The sequence below is a fragment of the Tenacibaculum jejuense genome (genome assembly GCF_900198195.1).
GTDB lineage: Bacteria > Bacteroidota > Bacteroidia > Flavobacteriales > Flavobacteriaceae > Polaribacter > Polaribacter jejuensis.
This window is the reverse complement of the sequence record NZ_LT899436.1, coordinates 2,221,587-2,245,239: the sequence shown is the minus strand read 5'-3', so window position 1 is coordinate 2,245,239 and position 23,653 is coordinate 2,221,587. Positions and strand designations below refer to the sequence as shown.

The 23,653-nt window shown below is 29.2% G+C and carries 24 protein-coding genes; 2 read left to right on the top strand and 22 right to left on the bottom strand.

Features of this window, described 5'->3' with window-relative positions; translation table 11 throughout:
- Positions 1–155: 155 nt before the first annotated feature.
- Complete coding sequence (locus AQ1685_RS10060; RefSeq protein WP_095071781.1) at positions 156–1,064, top strand: LamG-like jellyroll fold domain-containing protein; 909 nt, start codon at positions 156–158, stop codon at positions 1,062–1,064.
- Between the two features lie 5 nt (positions 1,065–1,069).
- Here the strand turns inward: AQ1685_RS10060 and AQ1685_RS10055 are convergent, their stop codons facing one another.
- From AQ1685_RS10055 to AQ1685_RS10020, 8 genes are all read right to left on the bottom strand, one after another.
- The gene (locus AQ1685_RS10055; RefSeq protein WP_095071779.1) at positions 1,070–1,825 is read right to left on the bottom strand and encodes a LytR/AlgR family response regulator transcription factor; all 756 of its coding nucleotides are present in this window, start codon (positions 1,823–1,825) and stop codon (positions 1,070–1,072) included.
- Between the two features lie 4 nt (positions 1,826–1,829).
- Positions 1,830–2,900 carry a sensor histidine kinase gene (locus tag AQ1685_RS10050; RefSeq protein WP_095071777.1) on the bottom strand — a complete coding sequence of 357 codons (1,071 nt, stop codon included), beginning with the start codon at positions 2,898–2,900 and terminating at the stop codon, positions 1,830–1,832.
- A 3-nt stretch (positions 2,901–2,903) separates the two neighbouring features.
- Positions 2,904–3,707, bottom strand: coding sequence for a hypothetical protein (locus tag AQ1685_RS10045; protein WP_095071775.1), 804 nt, complete (start codon positions 3,705–3,707; stop codon positions 2,904–2,906).
- 2 nt (positions 3,708–3,709) lie between these two features.
- The gene (locus AQ1685_RS10040) at positions 3,710–4,126 is read right to left on the bottom strand and encodes an ABA4-like family protein (protein ID WP_095071773.1); all 417 of its coding nucleotides are present in this window, start codon (positions 4,124–4,126) and stop codon (positions 3,710–3,712) included.
- A gap of 123 nt (positions 4,127–4,249) precedes the next feature.
- Complete coding sequence (locus tag AQ1685_RS10035) at positions 4,250–5,329, bottom strand: bestrophin family protein (protein ID WP_095071771.1); 1,080 nt, start codon at positions 5,327–5,329, stop codon at positions 4,250–4,252.
- A gap of 145 nt (positions 5,330–5,474) precedes the next feature.
- Positions 5,475–6,320, bottom strand: coding sequence for an enoyl-CoA hydratase/isomerase family protein (locus AQ1685_RS10030; protein WP_095071769.1), 846 nt, complete (start codon positions 6,318–6,320; stop codon positions 5,475–5,477).
- A 17-nt stretch (positions 6,321–6,337) separates the two neighbouring features.
- A complete protein-coding gene (locus AQ1685_RS10025) occupies positions 6,338–6,673 on the bottom strand; it encodes a nuclear transport factor 2 family protein (protein WP_095071767.1) in 336 nt (111 codons plus the stop codon).
- Positions 6,674–6,788: 115 nt separating this feature from the next.
- Positions 6,789–7,634, bottom strand: coding sequence for an AraC family transcriptional regulator (locus AQ1685_RS10020; protein WP_095071765.1), 846 nt, complete (start codon positions 7,632–7,634; stop codon positions 6,789–6,791).
- A 168-nt stretch (positions 7,635–7,802) separates the two neighbouring features.
- Here AQ1685_RS10020 and AQ1685_RS10015 point away from each other — a divergent pair, with 168 nt between their 5' ends.
- Positions 7,803–9,830 carry a sensor histidine kinase gene (locus tag AQ1685_RS10015; RefSeq protein ID WP_095071763.1) on the top strand — a complete coding sequence of 676 codons (2,028 nt, stop codon included), beginning with the start codon at positions 7,803–7,805 and terminating at the stop codon, positions 9,828–9,830.
- Positions 9,831–9,885: 55 nt separating this feature from the next.
- On the opposite strand, the gene AQ1685_RS10010 is transcribed toward AQ1685_RS10015, so the two are convergent.
- From AQ1685_RS10010 to ribD, 14 genes are all read right to left on the bottom strand, one after another.
- The gene (locus tag AQ1685_RS10010) at positions 9,886–10,176 is read right to left on the bottom strand and encodes an Hsp20/alpha crystallin family protein (RefSeq protein WP_157730175.1); all 291 of its coding nucleotides are present in this window, start codon (positions 10,174–10,176) and stop codon (positions 9,886–9,888) included.
- Between the two features lie 215 nt (positions 10,177–10,391).
- A complete protein-coding gene (locus AQ1685_RS10005; protein WP_095071760.1) occupies positions 10,392–11,090 on the bottom strand; it encodes a pseudouridine synthase in 699 nt (232 codons plus the stop codon).
- Positions 11,091–11,196: 106 nt separating this feature from the next.
- Positions 11,197–11,676 (bottom strand): Lrp/AsnC family transcriptional regulator, encoded by a 480-nt coding sequence (locus AQ1685_RS10000; RefSeq protein WP_075340951.1) that lies wholly within the window; start codon positions 11,674–11,676, stop codon positions 11,197–11,199.
- 94 nt (positions 11,677–11,770) lie between these two features.
- Positions 11,771–12,826 carry a M14 family zinc carboxypeptidase gene (locus tag AQ1685_RS09995; RefSeq protein ID WP_095071758.1) on the bottom strand — a complete coding sequence of 352 codons (1,056 nt, stop codon included), beginning with the start codon at positions 12,824–12,826 and terminating at the stop codon, positions 11,771–11,773.
- A 2-nt stretch (positions 12,827–12,828) separates the two neighbouring features.
- The gene (locus AQ1685_RS09990) at positions 12,829–14,313 is read right to left on the bottom strand and encodes an aminotransferase class V-fold PLP-dependent enzyme (protein WP_095071756.1); all 1,485 of its coding nucleotides are present in this window, start codon (positions 14,311–14,313) and stop codon (positions 12,829–12,831) included.
- A gap of 110 nt (positions 14,314–14,423) precedes the next feature.
- Positions 14,424–15,812 (bottom strand): phosphoglucosamine mutase, encoded by a 1,389-nt coding sequence (gene glmM / locus AQ1685_RS09985; RefSeq protein ID WP_095075052.1) that lies wholly within the window; start codon positions 15,810–15,812, stop codon positions 14,424–14,426.
- A gap of 99 nt (positions 15,813–15,911) precedes the next feature.
- Positions 15,912–16,352 (bottom strand): hypothetical protein, encoded by a 441-nt coding sequence (locus AQ1685_RS09980; protein ID WP_095071754.1) that lies wholly within the window; start codon positions 16,350–16,352, stop codon positions 15,912–15,914.
- Positions 16,353–16,514: 162 nt separating this feature from the next.
- Entirely contained in the window at positions 16,515–18,287 is a 1,773-nt protein-coding gene (gene rpsA, locus AQ1685_RS09975) for a 30S ribosomal protein S1 (RefSeq protein WP_095071753.1), read from the bottom strand.
- A gap of 197 nt (positions 18,288–18,484) precedes the next feature.
- Positions 18,485–19,108 (bottom strand): DUF308 domain-containing protein, encoded by a 624-nt coding sequence (locus AQ1685_RS09970; protein WP_095071751.1) that lies wholly within the window; start codon positions 19,106–19,108, stop codon positions 18,485–18,487.
- Between the two features lie 18 nt (positions 19,109–19,126).
- Positions 19,127–20,473: a hypothetical protein gene (locus AQ1685_RS09965; RefSeq protein WP_095071749.1), complete on the bottom strand. Its 1,347-nt coding sequence runs from the start codon at positions 20,471–20,473 to the stop codon at positions 19,127–19,129.
- Between the two features lie 72 nt (positions 20,474–20,545).
- Positions 20,546–21,151 (bottom strand): IMPACT family protein, encoded by a 606-nt coding sequence (locus AQ1685_RS09960; protein ID WP_095071748.1) that lies wholly within the window; start codon positions 21,149–21,151, stop codon positions 20,546–20,548.
- Positions 21,141–22,013, bottom strand: coding sequence for a GRP family sugar transporter (locus tag AQ1685_RS09955; RefSeq protein WP_095071746.1), 873 nt, complete (start codon positions 22,011–22,013; stop codon positions 21,141–21,143). Before AQ1685_RS09955 ends, AQ1685_RS09960 begins: the two co-directional genes overlap by 11 nt.
- Positions 22,010–22,621: an HAD-IA family hydrolase gene (locus tag AQ1685_RS09950; protein ID WP_095071745.1), complete on the bottom strand. Its 612-nt coding sequence runs from the start codon at positions 22,619–22,621 to the stop codon at positions 22,010–22,012. The genes AQ1685_RS09955 and AQ1685_RS09950 overlap by 4 nt, the downstream gene beginning before the upstream one ends.
- Entirely contained in the window at positions 22,614–23,651 is a 1,038-nt protein-coding gene (ribD, locus tag AQ1685_RS09945; protein WP_095071744.1) for a bifunctional diaminohydroxyphosphoribosylaminopyrimidine deaminase/5-amino-6-(5-phosphoribosylamino)uracil reductase RibD, read from the bottom strand. Before ribD ends, AQ1685_RS09950 begins: the two co-directional genes overlap by 8 nt.
- Positions 23,652–23,653: the final 2 nt, after the last annotated feature.

The window sequence follows — 23,653 nt, the reverse complement described above, 5'->3', positions numbered from 1 at the left end:
TACACCACAAATATTCTCTAATTTTGAACTGTATAATATTAGTTTCTATTGAATTGTAGTTTTTTATACTTGAAATGTCACAGTTACATAAGATTCTAAAATAGATTCATAACTTTACATTGAAGAAATGTTTTCATTTATCAAACCAATATATCATGAATCTATCTACATTAAACTTAAAACAGCTAATAGCTGCAACTAGTGTCACACTAATTTTGTTTTCTTGTAAACAAGAACAAAAAGAAAAAGAAGTTGTAAAAAAAGATACCACTAAAACAGATTTAAAAGCCGCTCTAACTTTTTATAGTTCTTTTGATAATGGCATTGAGGCTGATTTTGCACTTGGAGACAAGAAAATGTACACTGTACCGAATAGAAAAGCTGTAGATTCTGCGAAAGTTGGGTTGCATAAACCTGATATAACAAGACAAGATGGAAAGGGGAAATATGGAGCCGGTTTAGTATTCACAGAACGTAGTTCTGGTAATATTTATTACCCGAGTGAAAAGAATATTAATTATAATACTGAAAATTGGAATGGAGCTGTTTCTTTTTGGTTAAGTTTAGATCCTGCTACTGATTTAAAACCAGGTTATTGTGATCCTATTCAAATTACTGATGTTAGTTATAATGATGCTGCTATTTGGGTTGATTTCACTAAGGAAAATCCGCGTGATTTTAGATTAGGAGTTATTGGTGATCGAGAGGTTTGGAATCCAAATCCTGAAGGACCAGATAACGAAAATCCTATTTTCAATAAAAGATTAACTGGAGTAAAAAATCCGCCTTTTGGAACTGGTAAATGGACTCATATTTTGATCAACTTTTCTGGTTTGAATACAAAAGAAGGAAAAGCTTCTCTATACATGAATGGTGAACTTAAAGGAACACGTGAACAAATTGATACTCCTTTTACTTGGGATTTATCTAAATCGAATATTTACTTAGGATTAGGTTATATCGGTCTTTTTGATGAACTATCTATTTTCAATAGAAATTTAACCGATAAAGAAATCAAAACGTTGTATAACTTAGAAAATGGAGTTCAAACCATTTTGAACTAAGTGAATTAAGAATTCATCCAAGATTTAAAATCACTTGTTTTTTGTCTGCTTACAATAAATTCCTGATCTCTAGGATTAGACAAAACCAATTTTACACGGTGATTGAAATAAGGATCTATCTTTTGAATTGAAAATTTTGAGACTATTTGTCCTCTATTTATCTTATAAAATTTAGTTTGATCTAAAGAGTTAAATAGTTGATCGATAGTCTCATCTATAATATATCGTTTTGTATTAGTTACACCAAACGTTATACTATCTTGCGAATACACATACAAAAGTTCTGATATTCTAATTTGTACAAAACTATTTCCTTCTTTGACTAAAATTCCGGCTCTTTCCTGCGGAGTTTGCAGGCTTCCTAATAACTCTTTCAAAACATCAGAAGATAAATTATTAGAGTTTGTATTAGACTTTTGGAATTTGTTTAATGCCGTTTCTAAATCTTCTTGTTGTACTGGTTTCAAAAGATAATCTACACTATTTACTTTAAATGCTTGAATAGCATACTGATCGAAAGCTGTTGTGAAAATTATAGGAGCTTCAATTTCTATTTTCTGAAAAATTTCAAAACTCAAACCATCGGCCAATTGAATATCCATAAATACTAAATCTGGATCTGAGTTTTCTTTAAACCAAATTACGGTATCTTCAACAGTATCAATAACATCTAACAATTCGTAATTGAAAGATGTTTTGTGTAATAAATTCTCCAATTGTCTTGCAGCACGTGGTTCGTCTTCAATAATTAATATTTTCATAGCTTTATTTTTGATCTTGTATTTTTAATAAAGGAAGAATTACGGTAAAAAATTCTCCATCATTATTAATCTCTATAGCTTTATCAGATACTAAACTGTAACGTCTTGTGATATTCTTTAATCCGATTTTGGTTGAAGGTAATTGTGTAGATTTTTTTTGAATTTTATTACTCACAATTAACTGATTTCCTTCAGTTTTTACAGAAACGATTAAAGGTTTAGCTTTTGAAACTACATTGTGTTTTATTGCATTTTCAATTAAAAGCTGCAAACTCATAGGAATAATCATAGTAGATAATTTATCTTCTGAAATGTCCCAATCTATAAGAAAGTTGTCTCCAAATCGTTCTTTCTGAATATGAATGTAAGACTTTACAAACTTGAGTTCTTCATGAAGTTGTAATAAATTAGAATTCCCTGACTCTAAAATAAAACGGTATACATCAGAAAGTTTATCAACAAATACTTTTGCATCTTCTTTGTCTTCAACATCAATTATATCTCGTAATGTATTCAAACTATTGAACAAAAAATGCGGTTTAGCTTGATTTGTTAAAGTATCTAACTGTGCTTGAATCATTACTTGTTTTGTTTGTTCTTCTTCACGTATCGATTTTTTTAAACGTACGTAATAATATATAGCTTCATAAATTGCCATATCCATAACAACTATAATTATAATTGGTAAAAGAACTTTAAAATTCATGGAATAAGTTGAAACCATTCCGAAAAGACTAAAGAAAAAAGTTAAAAAGTTTCCTCCTGAAAAATCTACAAGTAAAATTACAGCAATTATAGCTATAAAGAGTGCTGTAATTCGTTTAGTATCATCTTTGAAATCAGGAAATTGTCGTCTTAAAAATATTAAGATTGCTCTAATGATTAGCCAATCTAAAATTGTAAAAAACAAGGATGAACTCCATCGTATAAATAGGATGATAAATGGATTATCCATCGACATATCATTGAAAAGAAAGCTGGTAACAAAACTAATTACAATAATACCGATTGTACTGAACCAAAAGTCATTAAAACCTAAATACTGTATACGTTTTTCTTTATCGAACAATTTCATAATTTATAATCGTATAAATGGTAATCCTTGTTTTGCTTGATAAAATGTAAAAGCAATCCACAAAGCATATAACAATCCGAAAACAGTAACAACAATAATTTTATTACGATCTGTTGTTTTCCATTTTTTAGAAAGCAAGAATGCGAATAAAGGAATTATTTGTAAGCCATGCAAACCAAAAAAATGTGCTACTCTTAAATCTCCAGCAATTGTACTCCAATTTACTAATGGTAAACCTTCTCCTCCATCTGCTACTCCAACATTATGTGCTAATTGACTAATCATTTGTCCACCAACCCAACTTCCAGCAACAATAATAATCCATCCCATTAAAATTGCCCATTGAACTGATTTTTCTACTTTAAGTTTCAATCTAATCGTTTCAAAAATAAAAAGTATCATAATTAAAACATTAATAGCAACTAAAATTCCCATTGCAGCAAATAGTAAACCATCTAACAAAGAAGACTGATTATAATGTGATTTAACACCTCTAATTCCTTGCGTTACAATAATTCCAGTTTCAATTAGTAAAGTCCACGAAACGATATTATTAATTATATTTTTCTTTGTTTTAGAAAAAGGATATAAGGTCATGAAATATCCAAGAGTTAGAATGTAAATTGCTCCAGAAATCAGGAACTTTAAAGGTTTTATCCAAACATTTACTCCCGTTAAAACTCTGTCATCAACAAAAACTCCAATAATGGCAACAATAGCGAAGATTAAATGTGCTAAAACAATACTATAAAGTATAGGACTTTCTTTTTTTACTTTACTGAATACGTGTGTGATATACTTTTTCATGACTATGCTTTTTTTATTGATTTGATGATCATGAATAAAAGAAAACCAATTGGTCCGAACATAAATGTTCCAAATAAACATGGAGCCATTACTACAGGATGAATTTTAAGTTCTTTGTTTTGATCTAACATCCACATTCCAACAATAAGATCGAAAGCTAAATAATGAACCCAACCAGCCAATACTGCATTTTCTACAGTAAATAATTGCATTACAGAAGCTAAACTTCCAAAATCCATCATTCCTACTTGTTGTATTGAAATAAAAATATAAATCGCATAGATTATTGATAACAATAAAGGAATGATTTTAAAATCGATTAAAAATCGAGTTATCTTCCATTTTGGTAAAAAGATCATTAAAATCCACATCGGCATAGCTAGCATACCAGCAATAGAAAAAACTTGAGATGGTGTCATATTGAATTGTTTTTTTAATTATGCTCAAATATCTCATCTTAATATAAGAAACAGAACTTCAATATTTTGAAATGTCGTCTTTTAAAGTTGAATTGTCACCCAAAAGAAAAAATATCAAAAATGTTACATCTGAGTATTTACATATTCAGGATGAGGCTTAGGAATTTCATTTTTATCATCACCAATCATTTCTCTAATATCAATTTCAATTCCTCTAGAAATAGTAGTTATAGGAACATCATTAGCAATTCCTTCAAAAGGATTTTCTGAAACATCTCCAATACGTTCCATTGTGAAAAATATCCAAGAAATAATAATACTAAATGGAATAGTCAACCAAATGAAATTATCTGCCATAAAACTAAATAATAATCCAGTACTTTCTGTTTTTAGTAACGTCTGCCCTATTTTTTCAAACTCAGTCATTAAACCAAATGGTAGTAATGTTACGAAAATCCATGCAAAAAATAAATTTAATGTAGCAAATTGTCTTGGATAAGGAAAGTTCTTAATTCGCTCAGCTTTACCTTGTAAAGTAAACAACTCACCAATCATATCTTTAAATTCCATATGACGAAAATTATCAATTAAACCTTGGAATTTTAATTCTTTTATATGTTTTGATTGAAGATTTAATACAGAAGTTTGTTTGTTCGTCATACTCAAAACAATTTGTTTTTCTTCTTCAGATAAGTATCCTTGTAATTCATCTTCCAACGAGTAAGCATACTCTTGAATATGCATCTTTTTCATAACTTCTTTATCTGACCTATTACTTGAAGTTGTTTCCCAAGCTTTTTTTACTCTCAAAGCGTGTCTTAGAGCAGTCATCCAAGCGACATGACGTAAAATCAATTCTTTTTTAATTTTAAAAAACTCTTCATCTGTTTTGTCTTTTACAGCATACTCATTTGTGATAAAATCATTAACCATAGTAGCAAAAAGTCGAGAAGCATTTACAATACCACCATAAATTTTTCTAGCTTCCCAAAGACGTCCATAAGAAGCATTGTTTTTAAAACCAATTATAAATGCTAAAGCAGTACCAATTAAGCCAATTGGTAACCATGGCAAATGCAACCATTTCCAATTTAATACTTCATATAAAATAACAGGAATAGTTGCTAACAAGGCGAAAATATAAATGTAACGCCTAGTCCAACTTAACATTCTTCTTATAGAATAATTCTTTTTAGTATACATAATGTTTTAAATTAAAGTAAGTAGATTTTATATTAAGCTTTTTCTTTTAAAGATAGAAAGATTTATACGTGAATAAAATTGAAAAAGAGACAAGTAAGATTTCTTCTTTTTTGCCTCTTTAACTAATAATTAGGGATATTTTTTCTTAGTTAATTTCTTGAATATCCATTAACATACCTTCCCAATTTTTCTGATTGTTGTGATCAAATTGTGCTCCGTTTTCATCAGCTACAGTAAAACGTTTAATTGCAGGAGTTTTACTAGTTGCTTGATATAATTGATAAGCTTCTTCTTGTAAAGCATCTGCAATTGGTAAATCGATAGAAGCATATACAGCTCTTTTACAAGCTTCAATAGATTCTGCTGGGAATTTAGAGATACGCTCTGCTAAAGCATCAACATACGGTCCGATTTCATCTGCATTTAAAGCTTTATTAATTGTTCCAAATTTTTCAGCTTCATCTGCATCCCAATCTCTAGCACCTAAAATAATTTCTAAAGCTTTACCTAAACCAGCTTGTCTAGCCATACGTGAAGCTCCACCGCCACAAGGTAAAATTCCCATACCAACTTCCATTTGCATGAATTTAGCTTTTCCTCTGGCTGCAAAACGCATATCTAATGCTAAAGCCATTTCATGTCCACCACCACGAGCAAAACCTTCTATTTTAGCAATTGTTGCTTGAGGTACATTGCTCAGCCTTTCTAAAACAGCTTGAAGATCTAATAATTTTACTTCGTTTCTTGGAACAGCTTCTTCAGACATGTCTCTTAATAAGTTTGTATCGTAGTGACAAACCCAATATCCATCGTTTGAAGATTGAAAAACTACTACTTTAACACTTCTGTCTCTTTCTAATCGAAGACATAAGCTGCTTAAATCTGCTAACATTTCCTGACCTTGAACATTAACTGGTCCGAAATTGATTGTTACATAAAGGATTCCTCCTTTTTGTTCTGCTGTAAACGTTTGAAAATTTTTGTATTCCATGATTTATTATTTAATTGTTAATTGATGATTCCTGCGAAAGTGTGTTGCTTAATTTTTCCGTTTTCAGTGATATAAGTATCTGTGGCTAATTGAACCGCGATATGTTCATTCTTACCGTGCCAAACGAAATACACAATGTTATCGTGAACTTCTTGCTTTAGGGTTATAAAATCGAAGTCTTTAAAATTTGGAAGAAACTCTTGATAAAATTGAAAGATTTCATCTTTTCCTTTATATGTTTTATCTGGAGTAATAAATATTGCATCAGAAGTATAATCCTGTATAACTAGCTCTGGATTTAATGTTGCAACTGCATCCATATGACTATCAAATACTGTTTGAGGATTGTTCATAATTAGCTTTGTTTATGAGTTACAATGTAAAATTATGATGGTGACAGTCTTTAGTTTTGGTAAGAAAAAGTGAGCTTTTAGTAAAAAAAAAGGAAGTAATGTAAATAGAAGTTATCTAGCTATTATTCTTCTTGAATGTATTGGCAGTAACTCCTTTAATATTTAAAAATGTTTTATCTAAATGACTACTATCTGTAAAACCTAATTCTTGGGCAATCTCAGTAATTGTTAAGTTCGTGTACTTTAATCTAGTCTCTGCCAACTTTATTTTATAAGTAATCATATATTTTTTTAATCCAATATTCATTTTGTTTTTAAAGTATTCACTGATATAATTTTCAGAAATATTAAATTGAGTTGCCAAATGCCTTTTGCTTAGTTTTTCTGGATTATGGATATGAAAATGGATATAATTGAGAATATCTTGGATTTTCGACTTTTTGTTTTTTGCTTTTACAACAATTACATTTCTAGAAATAATATGAAGAATTGCATGAAGTACAGATTCTAGAACAATTTCACTCTTTAAATTATCGTTAGTATACTCATTGCAAAGCACAGTAAAAAGTGCTAGTAAACTTGTTTCTTCTACCTTTGAATTTAGTTGTATTTGTGAAGTTCTATTGGCGCCTTGGAAAATAACTTCAATTTTCTTAAACCATTCATTTACTTTAATTTGATCTTCTTTAGATGAATAGTCACTAAAAAAACTATTTAAAAATTTAATTGCTGAAACTGTTGTAGGTTTTTCAATTTCTAAATTGTACTTATCATCAGGAATTAATATGAAAATTTGTTTATCAGAATAGCTTACTTTATGATCATTAATAATGATATTACCTTCTCCTTTTTCGATAAAAAGGATTTCAAAAAAACGAATAGATGTGTATTTACAAAACTCTAAAGAATTTACACTTTCAAACTTTTGTATTACAATATTTTCAAAAATGGCTCTAGGCATAAGAAACGATTTATCTACATAAAATTAGATATCGTATTTATAAAAAGCAATAACGGTCTAAAATGATAGTACAGTATGATATTATGTTTTTATCTTTCTTAAGTCATATATATTAACTATTTTGGTAAATTGAAATCATATATTATCGCTAAATTAGAGTTTTCCCCGATGAATAATTGGTTAGTGCGCCAGATACATTTCAAATATGCTTATCTAGCTATAATAGCTTTACTTTATTTTAATTGCACTGGTGGATACGCTCAGTTGGACAATTCTAATGGAATTGATTTAACAAATATTTCTTTTGAGAATACTAATGAAGTAAATTTAAATTCTGGTTGGGAATTTTACTGGAAACAACTAATTACACCAAATAATTTTGCTGAATACACACCTCAGAAAATAGATCAATTACACAGTTGGACTAACTTCAAAGGAAAAAATGGAGAAAAATTACCTTCTTTTGGTTATGCTACTTATAGATTGAATTTATCTATTTCTACTAAAAACACATCTAATCTTTCGTTATATTTTCCTGCTGCTTATGCTTCATCTAAACTATGGATAAATGGTAAATTTATTTCTGAGATTGGTAAAGTAGGTAAAACTAAAAAAGAAGTTTTACATAGGAGATTCAACCAAATAATTCCTTTAAATACTCACGAAACCAATTTTGAAATTATAATCCAAGTTGCAAATTTCTACCATAGTAAAGCTGGTTTAGACAAAACTCTAAAAATAGGAACCAGTCAACATTTTAATACTGTAAAATCAAAGCGTATTGTAGCAGATATGATATTTATTGGCTGCTTAGGTTTTATAGGTACTTTTTTTATTGTTTTCTTTCTACTCTATTGGAATAAAGATAAAGCTATTCTGTATTTAGGAATTGCTTGTATTGGATTAGCATATATGGCTTTGAGTGATCGTTATGCTCCTTTTGCCCAAATTTTAGATAAGTTAAGTTGGGTATTATTAACTAAAATAGAATACTCTTCTTTGTTTTTAGCAGGAACTTGTGCAAGTTTGTTCTTTTCGGTAATTTTTGAACGTTATGTGCATAAATTTTATGAATATATATTAAAATATAGCTGTTTACTTTTATCTATTCTAGTAATAATCTTACCATCACCATATTTTACAAAGCTTATTGTACCTTTTTTAATCTTAATGATTATCAACTTAATTTATGTAACATATGTGATTATTAGAGCTATGATAACTGGTAAACTACACGATTCTATTTTAATGTTAGCGAGCACATTGTTAGGTTCGATAGTTTTTTATATCCATATTTTTATTTTCTTAGGGAAAAACGATAACGCTATTGTGTACGTAAATTTTGGGTATGTTTCTGTATTCTTACTCTTATCTATGTTATTAATGGTTAGATTTTCATCTTCTTTTAAACAGTTAGAAACATCTACAAAGTTAGCAGTAAAGCAAAAGAATGAAATTACTGAAAAGTCAAATCAACTAACAGAAATTAATCAAGAACTAAAAGAAAATCTTAGACAGTTAGAGAGTTTTAATGCTGAGTTAGATAGTTTTAATCATATTGTTTCTCATGATTTAAAAGCTCCACTTGTTGCAATGCACTCTTTGGTAACTTTTATTGAAGAAGACTTAGAATCTGATTTAGATGATAATGCTAAAAATTATTTTGATCTACTAAAAGGTCGTATTTCAAAAATGAATGCGCTAATTAATGGTTTACTTGAATACTCTAAAGTAGCTAGAGGTAGTAAAGAGAAAGAAATTTTTAGTTTTAATGAATTATTACAGGAGATTATAGCAATTGTAAATTACAAAAGCGATAGTATAATCAATATTCCTGATGAGGATACAACTATTCATTGTAGTCGAATAGAACTAGAGCATGTTATACAAAATTTAGTTAGTAATTCAATAAAATATAACGATAAACAAAAAGCGATAATAGATATCACTGTTGCAAAATACCAAGACGAGTATTTGTTTTCAGTTTCAGATAATGGTCCAGGAATTGCTCCGCAGTATCACCAAAAAATATTTGAAATTTTTAGTAAACTAGATACAAATGATGAAATAGAAAGTACAGGTGTAGGTTTATCTATTGTAAAGAAATTAGTATCCGAAAATCATGGTACAATTACTGTAGAATCTGACCTTGGAAAAGGAACTAAAATTAATTTTACTTGGAAAAGAGAAGATTAATCTGACTATATAGTAGTAGATAATCTAGTCAAGATTAATCTTCAATTTTTTACTACTATTTTTTATAAAGTTTAAATTTTAAAATTGAATTTATAAAATTATAGTTAATACTTTCCTTTGATTTTATTTTCGCAGGAAGCACTATAATACGTTTAAACGCTTGTAAACAGCCATCTATTTCTTGTGCATCATTTTTTTTGTCTTTATCTCCACAAATAACAAGCATATTGTCTTCCCAATATACTCTAAATCTCCACTTACATGCACCAGAAAGTTTCAATCTAATATCATAGAATTCTTCTCTTTCATCGATAGTTAATGGAGATAAATAATCATTATTTCTCAAAAAATAATGGTTAAATTTTACAAAGTCGTTGGTGACCCAGGGGGTTAAATCTTGGTTAAACTTAGTAGTATACATAAATTAAAAAGTGTTTTTTAATTTAATAATTTAGAAGCGAAGCTAATATATATATCTACTTTGTAATAATTTGTAATTGTTAGATGAATGTACTGTTTCGATCGTTAATTGGTTATTAATAAATGAAAAAGCTTTACTTTTTAAGTGTAACTCCAACTGAATTCTTTAAAAAGAGTTCTCCAGTTTTTTGGTAAACTTGACTTTAAGTATAATTTCTCTTCTGTAAACGGATGAACAAATTCTAAAGAAATTGCATGTAGAAATAAATTACTCCAATCAAAATTATTTTCAAACATTGCATTATGATTTTTGTCGCCATATTTTCCGTCTCCTAAAAGTGGATGACTAATTTTATTCATATGAATTCTTAATTGGTGTAATCGCCCGGTTTTAGGTGACAATTCTACTAAGCTATACCTTGAAGTATCGTAAGGTTTTACAGGAATATTTAAAGTTATATTCTGTAGTGTTTTTAAATGAGTTTCTGCTTCTTTATGCACGTTACTATCTTTTCCTTTTACAGGAGAATCAATAACTCTTGTTTCAGGAGCAAAACCTCTAACTACACCTAAATACTTTTTCTGAATTTGATTATCTGTAAATAACTGCTGAAACTTGGCAACATACTGTGTTTCTTTTGTGAGAATTATAATTCCTGAAGTTCGTCTATCTAATCTATGAACTGGATAAAATTTTTGTTGAAATTGTTGATCTAATAATTGTAATAAAGAATCTTCTTCTCTCACATTTCTTGAATGATATGCATGATGAACAACTACATCATTAGGTTTTGTGACTACCAAACAAAAATCATCTTCATAAATTATTTCTACAGACATAATTAGGTTTTAAAATAAAAGTTGACAAATTTACAATATTCGGAAAACAAAAACCGCCTAAATAAAAATTTAGACGGTTGTATACTATTTGAAAGTTTTATTCTATTTAAAAGTCTTGGAAAATAGCGTGCATCATACGCTTTTTATCGTTAATGCTTTCTTCTAAAGAAATCATTGTTTCCGTTCTATTTACACCATGAATTTCATCAATCTTATAGATAATGTCTTTAGCGTCATTAGTGTCTTTAGCTCTAACTTTACAGAAAATATTATACTTTCCTGCAGTAACATAGGCTACAGTTACATTTGGTATTAAACGTAAATTATCAATAACATGCTGAGTCATTGAAGTTTTTTCTAAGAAAATACCAACGTGAGCTATAAATGCATAACCCATTTTCTCGTAATCTAATGTTAAAGTAGACCCTTGTATAATTCCTTCATCTTCCATTTTCTTAACACGCACGTGAATAGTACCTGCAGATACTAATAATTTCTTAGCGATATCAGTAAATGGAGTTCTAGCATTTTCGATTAAAATATCTAATATTTGATGATCGATTTCGTCTAATACAAATTTCTTCATTTTTTAATTTTATTCATAGTATTGGGCAAAAATATGAATTATTTTTAATAAACAACAACAGTTATGCTTGAAAAATTAAACATTTAATAAAAAATTAATACTCGAAAACGATTTCGTTGTGTCCAATATGCCCTTTTAAATTTCCTTCTTGATGTTTTTTTAACGTAGAAACGAATTGGTTATCTATTATCTTATCTTCATACTGATATGCTATATCTTCTTTATCATTATATCGATGAATTACATCAAAAAATTGTTTGTTATTATTTGGAATCTCGAAATAAGCTTCATATTCAGAAAAGTCTTCCGTTGAAGAAATATAATATAATCCTTCTAGCAAAGCATAAAAGTTAAATTTTCGTACTTCTTCCCTATTGTAATCATCTTTGTAATGACCTGCTTCAATAAGGATAGTGTTATGACCTAATTTTTGGAAATTATCACCAGTTGCAGTTGGATAAAATTCGTCTGTATATCTTCCTATTTGATTTGGAATAATGGTTTGTAATAATTCATTCATTGCTATGATTACGTTCATAGTCTCTTTTCTACCCGTAGTAATTTTTCTTGTTTCTTCTTCAGAAGGTGCTAAAAAAGAAATTGTAGCAGGTTGATTTTTACCTTCTACTCCGAATATGGTTCTTTGGTCGTGTAAATTGAAGCAAAATTTAGGGTTGAATTCATCTAATGTGTTTCTTAACAATATACTTTCACAGGCTTCTAAATCTACTGCATCACGATTTAAATCAACTTCTTTAGCGTTAACTCTTGTATAGGCTAAAGATCCATCTGGATTTAACATCGGTATAATTGTTAGTGTACAATTACTTAATATTGTTCTTGTAATATGATGATCTGGGTAGGTTTCGAAAAATTTAAATAAATCAAAAAGTGCTTTTGTACCAGTACTTTCATTACCATGCATTTGACTCCAAATCATGATTTTTTTAGTTCCTGTTCCTAATTTTAATTTATAAATGTTTCTTTTCTCTTCAGATTCACCTAACAATTCAACTTGAAATATATCTTTATTAAGTAATTGTATTAATGGTTCTACATCTGAAAGAGTTATCCACTTTCCAAATAACTTATCTTCTTTAATTTTTGGATATAGTTCTTGTAAAAAAGATGTTGTAATGTTTGTGTTCATATTTAAATTGAAAACCAATTTTTAACTAATTCTTTCTCTATCGGAGTAACAGAATTGTGTACATAATCATTTTTAATTGGATCGTAAGTGTAGTCATTAGACCAATCTTCAATATTATTTGCTAATTCTTCTAATGAATTACAGATAAATTCTAATTCTTCTGTTGTAATTGTAGGATGAATAGACAAACGTATCCAACCTGGCTTTTCGATATTACAACCTTCTAAAATCTGATTCTCTATAGATTTAGAAGTTTCTCGATCTACATTTAACAAGAAATGACCATAGGTTCCAGCACAAGAACACCCACCTCTTGTTTGAATTCCAAAGCGATCATTTAATAATTTTACAACGAGATTAAAGTGGTATCTTTCAAAATAAAAAGAAAAAATGCTTAACCGGTCTTTATGATTAGGCGCTAAAATATGCACACCATCTAAAGATTCTAAACAAGAAAATAGAATTTCATTAATTTCATTTTCTCTAGCTTTTATATTAGCAGTTCCCATTTGATCTTTCAATTGAATAGATAAAGCTATACGAATAGTTTGTAAAAAAGCAGGAGTACCTCCATCTTCCCTAGTTTCAACATCATCTATATAGTCATGTTCTCCCCAAGGGTTTGTATAAGTTACAGTTCCTCCTCCTGGATTATCAGGAATAACGTTCTTGTATAATTTTTTATTAAATATTAATACTCCAGAGCTTCCTGGACCTCCTAAAAATTTATGTGGTGAAAAGAAAATTGCATCTAAATATTCATTTTCATTTTCAGGATGCATATTAATATCAACATAAGGAGCACAACAAGCAAAGTCTACAAAACATAATCCGTTATATTTATGAATTAAAGCGGCTACTTTATGATAATCTGTTTTTATACCAGTAACGTTTGAACCTCCAATAATTGAAGCAATTTTAATAGGTCTGTCTTTATACTTCTGAATGACTTTTTCAAACATTTCTAAGCAAACTAAGCCTTCATTATTACAAGGTACAACTTCAACATCTGCTATAGTCTCAATCCATGATGTTTGATTTGAGTGATGTTCCATATGACTTACAAAAACTATTGGTCTCTTTTCATCTGGAATTGTGGTATGTTCTTTTAGGTTTTCTGAAACTTTTAAGCCTAAAATTCTTTGAAACTTATTTACAACTCCTGTCATACCGGAACCTTCAGTAATTAAAACGTCTTCTGATGAAGCATTTACGTGACGTTTTATAATATTACGAGCTTCATGATAAGCCAATGTCATAGCCGCACCAGTAGTCGATGTTTCTGTATGTGTATTAGCTACGAAGGGACCAAAATCGTTGATCAACTTATCTTCAATAGGTCGATATAAACGTCCACTAGCAGTCCAATCGGTATACAATAGTTTTTTTTCACCATAAGGTGTTGTAAACTTTTGATCTATACCTATAATATTATCTCTAAATTTTTGAAAATACTGCTCTAAAGTCAAAGTTTCATTACTCTTCATATTACGAATTTCTATAAAAAATTTCGATTCTTAAATTTCTTATTGAATATTTAACAATCCTACTAAATTTGTATGGTAATAAAAAATCCCGCGTTTATGCAGGATTCAGATTAAATTATTTCTTTTATTTCTTTTATAAATCGTTCAGCTAAATTGTCTGCTTTTTCTTGAGACATAGCCTCTGTATAAATCCTAATTATTGGCTCTGTATTTGATTTTCTTAAATGTATCCATTCTTTAGGAAAATCAATTTTTACACCATCGATAGTATTCACATCTTCATTTTTATATTTCTCAGCCATAGCCGCTAAGATTTTATCAACATCAATTTCTGGAGTTAACTGAATTTTGTTTTTACTCATGAAATAACTCGGGTAACTGTCACGTAAAGCTCTACAAGAAGTTTTCTTGTGTGCTAAATGAGATAAAAATAAAGCTACACCAACTAAAGAATCTCTACCATAATGAGAATCAGGATATATAATTCCACCATTTCCTTCACCTCCAATAACTGTATTGGTATCTTTCATCATTTGAACAACATTAACTTCACCTACTGCACTTGCTGTGTAAGTTCCACCATGAATTTCAGTAACATCTCTTAAAGCTCTTGATGATGATAAATTAGAAACAGTGTTTCCTCCTTTATTTTTACTTAAAACATAGTCTGCACAAGCTACTAAAGTATATTCTTCTCCAAACATAGAACCATCTTCACAAATTAAAGCTAAACGATCTACATCTGGATCAACAACAATACCTAAATCTGCTTTCTTTTTTACCACCAATTCAGAAATATCTGTTAGATGTTCTTTTAAAGGTTCTGGATTATGTGGAAATTGCCCATTAGGTTCACAATATAATTCGACACATTTAACTCCTAATTCTTTTAATAAAGCAGGAATAGCTATACCTCCAGTAGAGTTTACACCATCAACAACAACTTTGAATTTAGCTTTTTTAATAGCCTTTTTATCAACTAAAGGAAGTTTTAGAACTTCTTTAATATGTTTTTTAATGTAATTTTTCTTTTTCTTGTAAACACCTAAATCGTCTACTTCAGCAAAATCAAAATCATCATTATCTGCTATTTCTAATATTTGTTTACCATCTTCACTATTAAGGAATTCTCCTTTCTCGTTTAATAATTTTAAAGCATTCCACTGTTTTGGGTTATGTGAAGCCGTTAAAATAATTCCTCCATCAGCTTTTTCAATAGGTACAGCAACTTCTACAGTTGGTGTAGTAGATAAACCTAAATCGATTACATCTATTCCTAATCCAATTAAAGTATCCGATACCAAACCACTGATCATTTTACCAGAAATTCTAGCATCTCTACCTATTATAATTTTTATATCTTTTTTATTCTTGTTTTTCTTCTTTATAAATGTTCCATAAGCAGCAGCAAATTTTACTGCATCAATTGGAGTTAAGTTATCTCCTGTATTACCTCCTATGGTTCCTCTAATTCCTGAAATGGATTTGATTAAAGTCATATTTTGTTTTCCAGTTTTCAACAAATATAAACATCTAAATTCTAAGCAAAAAAAAACACTGTAAATACAGTGTTTTTTATTTCTTTTTTGACTTTATGTTTATAAGTTAAACATTAAGCCTGCATTTAAGAATCCTCCAGAATCAACTCCTGAATAAGAAGCTCTGAAAGACATATTACTATTAATTTTGTATTCAAAAATCGGTCTAAAATAAAAACCGTTACCAGCATTATTTATTCCGATAGCATATCCCATATCTAATCCTAAATCGATTTTATTTGTTGCTTTGAATCTACCAGCACCAGCTAAAGGAAGAATTATCGAATTTCCAGTAGTAACAACAGCTATACCTGTAGCAGCACCAACTTCAAATTTACTATCAACATTAAATAAATAGTCTACATCTCCTCCAATAACAAAAGAAGAATTTCCACTACCTGTAGTAAAACCAACATTAGCACCTAACCTTAATTTACCGTCTTGAGCTAATCCATTAAAAGCAAAAGCTACAAATGCCACGATACATAAAATTTTTTTCATTTTTTAGATTTTTTAATTTGATACTCTTAACGACAAATATAATGCCTAAGTATAAAATAACTAGTTATTATTATGAAAATTATAGTGATTACTACTCTGCTAGAAATAAAAAAACCACTACAAAAAGTAGTGGTTTATATTATATTAAATGAGTTTTAGGAATTATTTTCCTTCCATTTTTCTCTTTAATTCTGCTAATCCTCCGATATCACCTAAAGTAGTTTTTTCAGATTCTTGAGCTTTCTTAGCTGCTGCTTTTACATTTCTTTGCTCTTCTTCTCTGAAGATAGAAGTGTGAGAAACAACAATCTTACGGTATTCTTTACTAAATTCAGTTACCATAAACTCTACAGTATCTCCTTTAGCTAATTTACCACCGTCTTCTTTTTCTAAGAAACGAGATGGAGCAAATGCCTCAACACCGTCATCAAAAGTTACCGTAGCTCCTTTATCATTCTTATTTGTGATAGTTCCTTCGAATTTAGATCCAATCTTATACTTAGCTTCGTGAGCATCCCAAGGGTTATCTTGAGTTTGCTTGTGACCTAAGTTTAATTTACGATTTTCAACATCTAATTCTAATACTTGAACAGCTAATTTGTCTCCTACAGAAGCAAATTCTGATGGATGCTTAACTTTCTTAGTCCAAGATAAATCAGAAATATATACTAAACCATCGATACCTTCTTCTAACTCAACAAATACACCAAAGTTCGTGTAGTTACGGATAGTACCTTCGTGTTGAGAACCAACAGGATATTTAGTAGTAATATCTGTCCAAGGATCTGGGTGTAATTGCTTCATACCTAAAGACATTTTACGCTCTTCTCTATCTAAAGTTAAGATTTGCGCTTCAACTTCGTCACCAACTTGTACGAAATCTTGTGCAGAACGTAAATGTGTAGACCAAGACATTTCAGATACGTGGATTAATCCTTCTACTCCGTCTTCAACTTCAACAAACGCACCGTAATCAGCTAATACAACTACTTTACCTTTTACTTTATCACCTACTTTTAATTCACCATCTAAAGCATCCCATGGATGAGCTGATAATTGCTTTAATCCTAATTGAATTCTTGACTTGTTATCATCAAAGTCTAAGATTACAACATTTAATTTTTGATCTAATTCAACAACTTCACTTGGGTGGTTGATACGAGACCAAGATAAGTCTGTAATGTGAATTAATCCGTCAACACCTCCTAAGTCAACAAATACACCATAAGAAGTTACATTCTTAACAACTCCTTCTAATACTTGTCCTTTTTCTAATTGACCAATGATTTCACGTTTTTGATCTTCTAAATCAGCTTCGATTAATGCTTTATGAGAAACTACTACGTTTTTAAATTCGTGGTTGATTTTTACAACTTTGAATTCCATAGTTTTTTCTACATACTGATCGTAATCACGGATAGGCTTCACATCAATTTGAGAACCTGGTAAGAAAGCTTCAATACCAAATACGTCAACGATCATACCACCACGAGTTCTACACTTAACAAAACCATTAACGATTTCTCCAGTTTCGTGTGCGTTATTAACTCTATCCCATGCTTTGATTACACGAGCTTTTTTGTGAGATAATACTAATTGACCAGAAGAATCTTCTCTTTTGTCAACTAATACTTCTACTTTATCACCAACAGCTAAATTTGGATTGTAACGGAATTCGTTTAAAGAAATAACTCCTTCAGATTTAGAGTTAATATCGATGATAGCATCACGATCTGTTACACGTACAACTTCACCTTCAATTACATCACGCTCATTTACGAAACCTACAGTTCCTTCTAACGCTTGTTCGAATTCTTTTAATTTTGACTCATCAACTTCATCAATACCTTCTTCGTATTTATGCCAGTTAAAAGTTGCTAAAAATTGTGCTGGATTTACAGTTGCATCAACTGTTTTTTTTGTTTCTTCAGACATGTCTGAAATAAATTTGTATCTTTTTGTTATTCAGAAATTTAACGACAATAACACAAAGAGAGATTAAACTTATAAATATTAATTTTCACCTTTTTAATCATCTGTTGTCGTAAAAAGGCGTGCAAATGTACGGATTATTAATTAGTTATCCTAAAAACTAAAAGAAATATTAAACTAGATTTATATTGATAGTTTTTTTAAATAGATTTTCGTTTTTCAAGTCCAGAAATTAAGCTAAAAATACCTGACAAAATTATTGTCACTAGAAAAATTATATGTCTAACAGAACTTAATCCTCCTAATAATAAAAAAGCTACTCCAATAATTATTAATAAAATTCCAACAGTTATATTGTTTTGAGACTTTAACTTCACTTTTTGCTGGATGATTCTTATCTCATCATCATTCATAGCATATTTTCTTTTCAAATGTTCTTTCGTGAATCTATTTGAAGAGTTTTCTAATAAACCATCAATATAACTTTCTTGCTGTAATGATTTTTCTAAAGTTCTAGATACTAAATCTACTCCTCTACTTTTTAAATCATCTACAATACTTTCCATTAATTCTCCTGAAGCTAAGCGTTGTGTTACATATTCATCAATATCTACTAATTCTTCTAAATTAACTTCTTTTTTATTTTTATCCTGATTTAGGAAAGCATCGATTTTTTCTACAATTAACGTTTCATTTCTTTTTAATAACTCTTTTTTTAAAATTGGTATAACTTCTTCTTTTAATTTTTCAATTTCATTAGCCAACTTAATTAGCTCAAAATTCTCCATTTGAGCATAGTTGTGTTTTATAGCTTCCAAATCCATAGCAAAATTTATAATTAATTATAATTTAATCAGTTCATCAATAATGAATCTGTAAGTTAGTAATACATTAATATTATTCTTTTTCAATCCTCTTAAATTAGGGCTTAATCTTCCAATATTATTTAAAAATTGAAAATTTCCTTCTCCTGGAGCTTCTACTAGAGTTCCCCAATCTAATCCGACAAGAACGTTGTGTCTTCTGAATTCAAATTTAGTTCCCACTACAAAATGAATATGATTTCCATCTAAAATTGTATTTCTAAGTTCATTATTTACAGATTGTCTATTTCTATACGCAAAATTATTGGTTCTTAATCCACCAGAAATTTCAATTTTATTGTTGATTTTTCTTGAATAACCTACTCCGACATTGAACACACCTTCGCTTCCATTTACCCAAGAAGCATTATTACTTGTAGATTCTATAACTCCCATTTCATATTCTGAAATACTAGAATAATAACTAGCTGTAGCCCATAATTTACTCCCCGTTTCAAATAAATAACTATAACCTAAGGAAAATTTCCATGGTGTTTTAATTTCTGTATCTATATCGTTGTCTATAATTTGAAACGATTCATTAGTAGAATTATCAATATTTACTAGAGTACTTGTAAACTCTCCATTGTTATCTAATCTTAAATATTTAGGTGTGGTTATAGTAACTCCAAAATCGTGCTTATTTGAATCATATAAAAAACCAAATTTGGTAATAAAACCAATATCTCCGTAATTACTTGTTTGTTGAGAATTAAAGAAACTATTCGACATAGCGGAGTTATTTGTCATATCAGCCTCTTCAATTAAAATATTGTTATCATATGTAAAGTCTGCTACTGTTAAAAATTGACTGACACCTAAATGTATTTTTGGTCCAATTTTGAAACTAGTCCCTATTCCAAACCAACTATCTTCACCTGTATATTTATATTCGAAAAATTGTGTTGTTAAATTATTACCATTTACTGTTTCTCTTTTGGCACTAAAATCATCTGTAAGAACACTTTTACTAATTTTTATAAATGCTATATCAAACCCTTTTACATTTACTTTAAATGAGATTAAAGACGGTCTTAAATCAAAATTTGTATTTAATTGACTGGTTTCATTTCCTCCCCAGAAATTATCAAAACCAAAAGTTCGTATGGCTGGTTGAAATAAAGAAATACTTACTTGAGAAGGAGCTTTGTGAATTGCCGCAGGATTATAAAAAGTCATACTTTCATCGTCTGCTCCTGCAATTACGGAACCTCCTAAAGTTGCTCCTTTTATTCCGAATTGTTCAGTTTCGTATAAATAATTTTGAGAGAATACAAAGTTATTTATAAAACAAAAAAATAAGAAAAATAAATGTCTTTTATGCATAGGGAAATTAATATGAAAATAGTCAAAAAAGATATCTTGATCACAATTTCAACTACTTTTTTAGGGATTACACTATAGTTTAGATATTTCTAATTTGTATATACTTTGAAAAGTATTAAAAATATGTTCAGCATCTTTTTTTCGGACAGAAATTATGTATTCACAATCTAACTCTAGTTTCTGATTCAGAATTTCCAAGTTATTTTCTTTAATAACGCGTTGTACTTTATTCATTAAATCATAAGCAAATTTTAATTTAAAATGTACATCAATAGTTTTTTCTATAATTTCAGAAGCTTCTAAAGCTAATTGAGCAGAAGTTCTATAAGCATTAATCAACCCTCCTACGCCAAGTTTTACTCCACCAAAATAGCGAACAGAAACTATAAGAACATTTGTTACTTCAAATGCTTGTATCTGACCATAAATGGGCTGACCAGCAGAATTATTTGGCTCACCATCATCATTTGCTCTAAACCTGATATTTTCTGTTCCTAATTGCCAAGCGTAACAGTGATGTCTTGCCGTATGATGCTTCTTTTTTACTTCTTCTAAGTATTTTTTTACATCATCTTCTGTTTGAACAGGAAAAGCGTATCCAAAAAACTTACTGTTTCTATCTTTAAATAAAGTTTCCTCAGATGGTTTAGTTATCGTTTTGTAAGTATCAATTTCCATATTTTGTAATTAAAATAATACTTACTACTGCTATAACAATTCCTATCCAATTTCTACGCTCTAATTTTTCTTTAAATAACAACAAACCTACAATTGTACTCAGTAGAACAATACTTACATTGTTAATTGTAAATAATATTGCACTATCAAAACCTTCAATTTTTAGTGCGCGTATTAAAAAATCAATTGAAAAATAATTTGGAATACCTAATGCTATTCCTGCAATAACATTTTTAATATTGATATTGTTACTTTTTTCAAAAATTAGTTGATATAAGAAATATAAAACACCTAAAACAAAAGCAATTCCAAAGATTGAAGCCGAAAAGATAGACACGTTTTCTTCTGATACATGATTCACTTCTGTGTATTTAAGTAACGTATCTATTGCTCCTGATCCTAAAAATAATAAAGCTGGAAATAATAGAGAGCTATTTCCTGTTTTATCATTATTCTTTTTAACTGAAGTTAAATAAACTGCAATTAGCGCTAATAAAATTCCTATAACTTTAATAATAGTAACGCTTTCATTATATAAGAACACCCCAAAAATAATTGGAATAACTACAGCCATTCTTCCTGAAACAGATGCTACTGAAAGTCCATTTTTTTGTGAAGTTAAAGCCATTAAATTAAAAATGGTGATAAATAAAAAACCTAAAAAACAGGCTCCTAAAAACCATGGTTGACTAGGTATTTCTTGTATTGGTAGTTTTACAGGAGAATATAAATATCCAATGGAAAAAGCTACTATATAATTTACTACTATAGCTTGAAATGTATCTACCTTAAATTTCTCGAATAGTTTAAAAATTACATATAAACTACTCGATATTAAAATACTTAAAACTAAATAAATCATAGGCTAAATTCCTCTCTCGACAACAAACCTACAACATCTTCGTTAGCAGGATCTATATTCCAAACCTTAATTCCTAATTTCTTTGCAGTATCTGTATTCTCTTTAGTATCATCTATAAAGAACGTTTGTTCTGCAACTAATTGATTTTCATTTAAAACAAATTCATAAATATTGTCGTTGGGCTTTCTTAAATTGATTTCATGAGATAAATAAAATTGTTCATAACAAGATTTAAACTCATTATATAATGCATCTCCCCAATTCTCCTGAATCCAAGAAATATGTAGATCATTTGTGTTACTTAACAAAAACAGGCGGTACTTTTTCGAATCAGCTAATTCTTTTAAAAATTTAAGTCTGTGTAATGGAAAATCTAATAAAATAGCATTCCACGCATCAATCAAAGCTTCTTTATCTATTTTGAATTCATTATGAAAATATCCAACAAATTCTTCAGTTGTCATTAATCCCATTTCATAATCGTAATACACTTGCATCATAGATTCTGAAACTTCATTTACACCTAATTTGGCTAATGCTACATAAGTAGCTTGTTTATCAAGATTGATGAATACATCACCAAAATCGAAAATGATATTTTTAATCATTAAAAAAGTATCTTAATGTGTTGTTTTTAATTTTTTCTTCCTTTGTAACAGATTGCTTTAAAACAGGAGCTTTTACTCCTTTAGTAAAACTAATTTCTCCAACAAAAACTCGCGCTTCATCCCATAAATTTTCATTGATAAAGCTTTGTAAAGTTTGCGTTCCACCTTCAATTATTACAGATTGAATTTTATATTTTGATAGAACATCACAAATTTGAGATGCTAATTCTTTTGAAAAATCAATACGTTCAAATGTTATATTCTCTTTTGAATCTTGTTCTTTTTCTGTTAAAACTATAGTTAAAATACTTCTGTCTAGAACGCTTAAATTATTAGGAATTCGTAAAGATTTATCCAATACAATTCTTGTTGGGTTATTTCCTGTCCAATGTCTAACATTCAATTTCGGATTATCAGCTACAACAGTATTTGTACCGACTAAAATTGCATGTTCTTCACTTCTCCATTTGTGAACTAATTGTTTGGCATATGCATTTGAAATCCAAACTGGTTCTTGTTTTTCTTTACTTTCTGGAGCTATAAAACCATTATTTGTTTCTGCCCATTTTAAAATAATGTAAGGTCTTTGCTTATTTTGAACGGTAAAAAAGCGTTTATGATGCTGTTTACATTCATCTTCTAAAACTCCAACTTTTACGTTACAACCTGCCTTTTCCAGACGCTTAATTCCCTCTCCAAAAACCAAACTATTGGTATCTACAGTACCAATAACAACATTTGGAATTTGTTTTCTGATAATTAAATCTGCACAAGGAGGAGTTTTCCCATGATGTGAGCAAGGCTCTAAAGTCACATAAATTGTAGCTTCTTTTAGTAAAGATTCATCTTTAACTGAGTTTACAGCGTTGACTTCAGCATGAGGACCACCATAAGGATCCGTAAATCCTTCTCCTATAATTTTATCATGATGAACAATTACAGCTCCAACAGATGGATTAGGTCTAGACGTTCCAATTCCGTTTTTTCCTAGCTCCAAACATCTAGCCATGTATTTTTTATCGTAATCCAAGT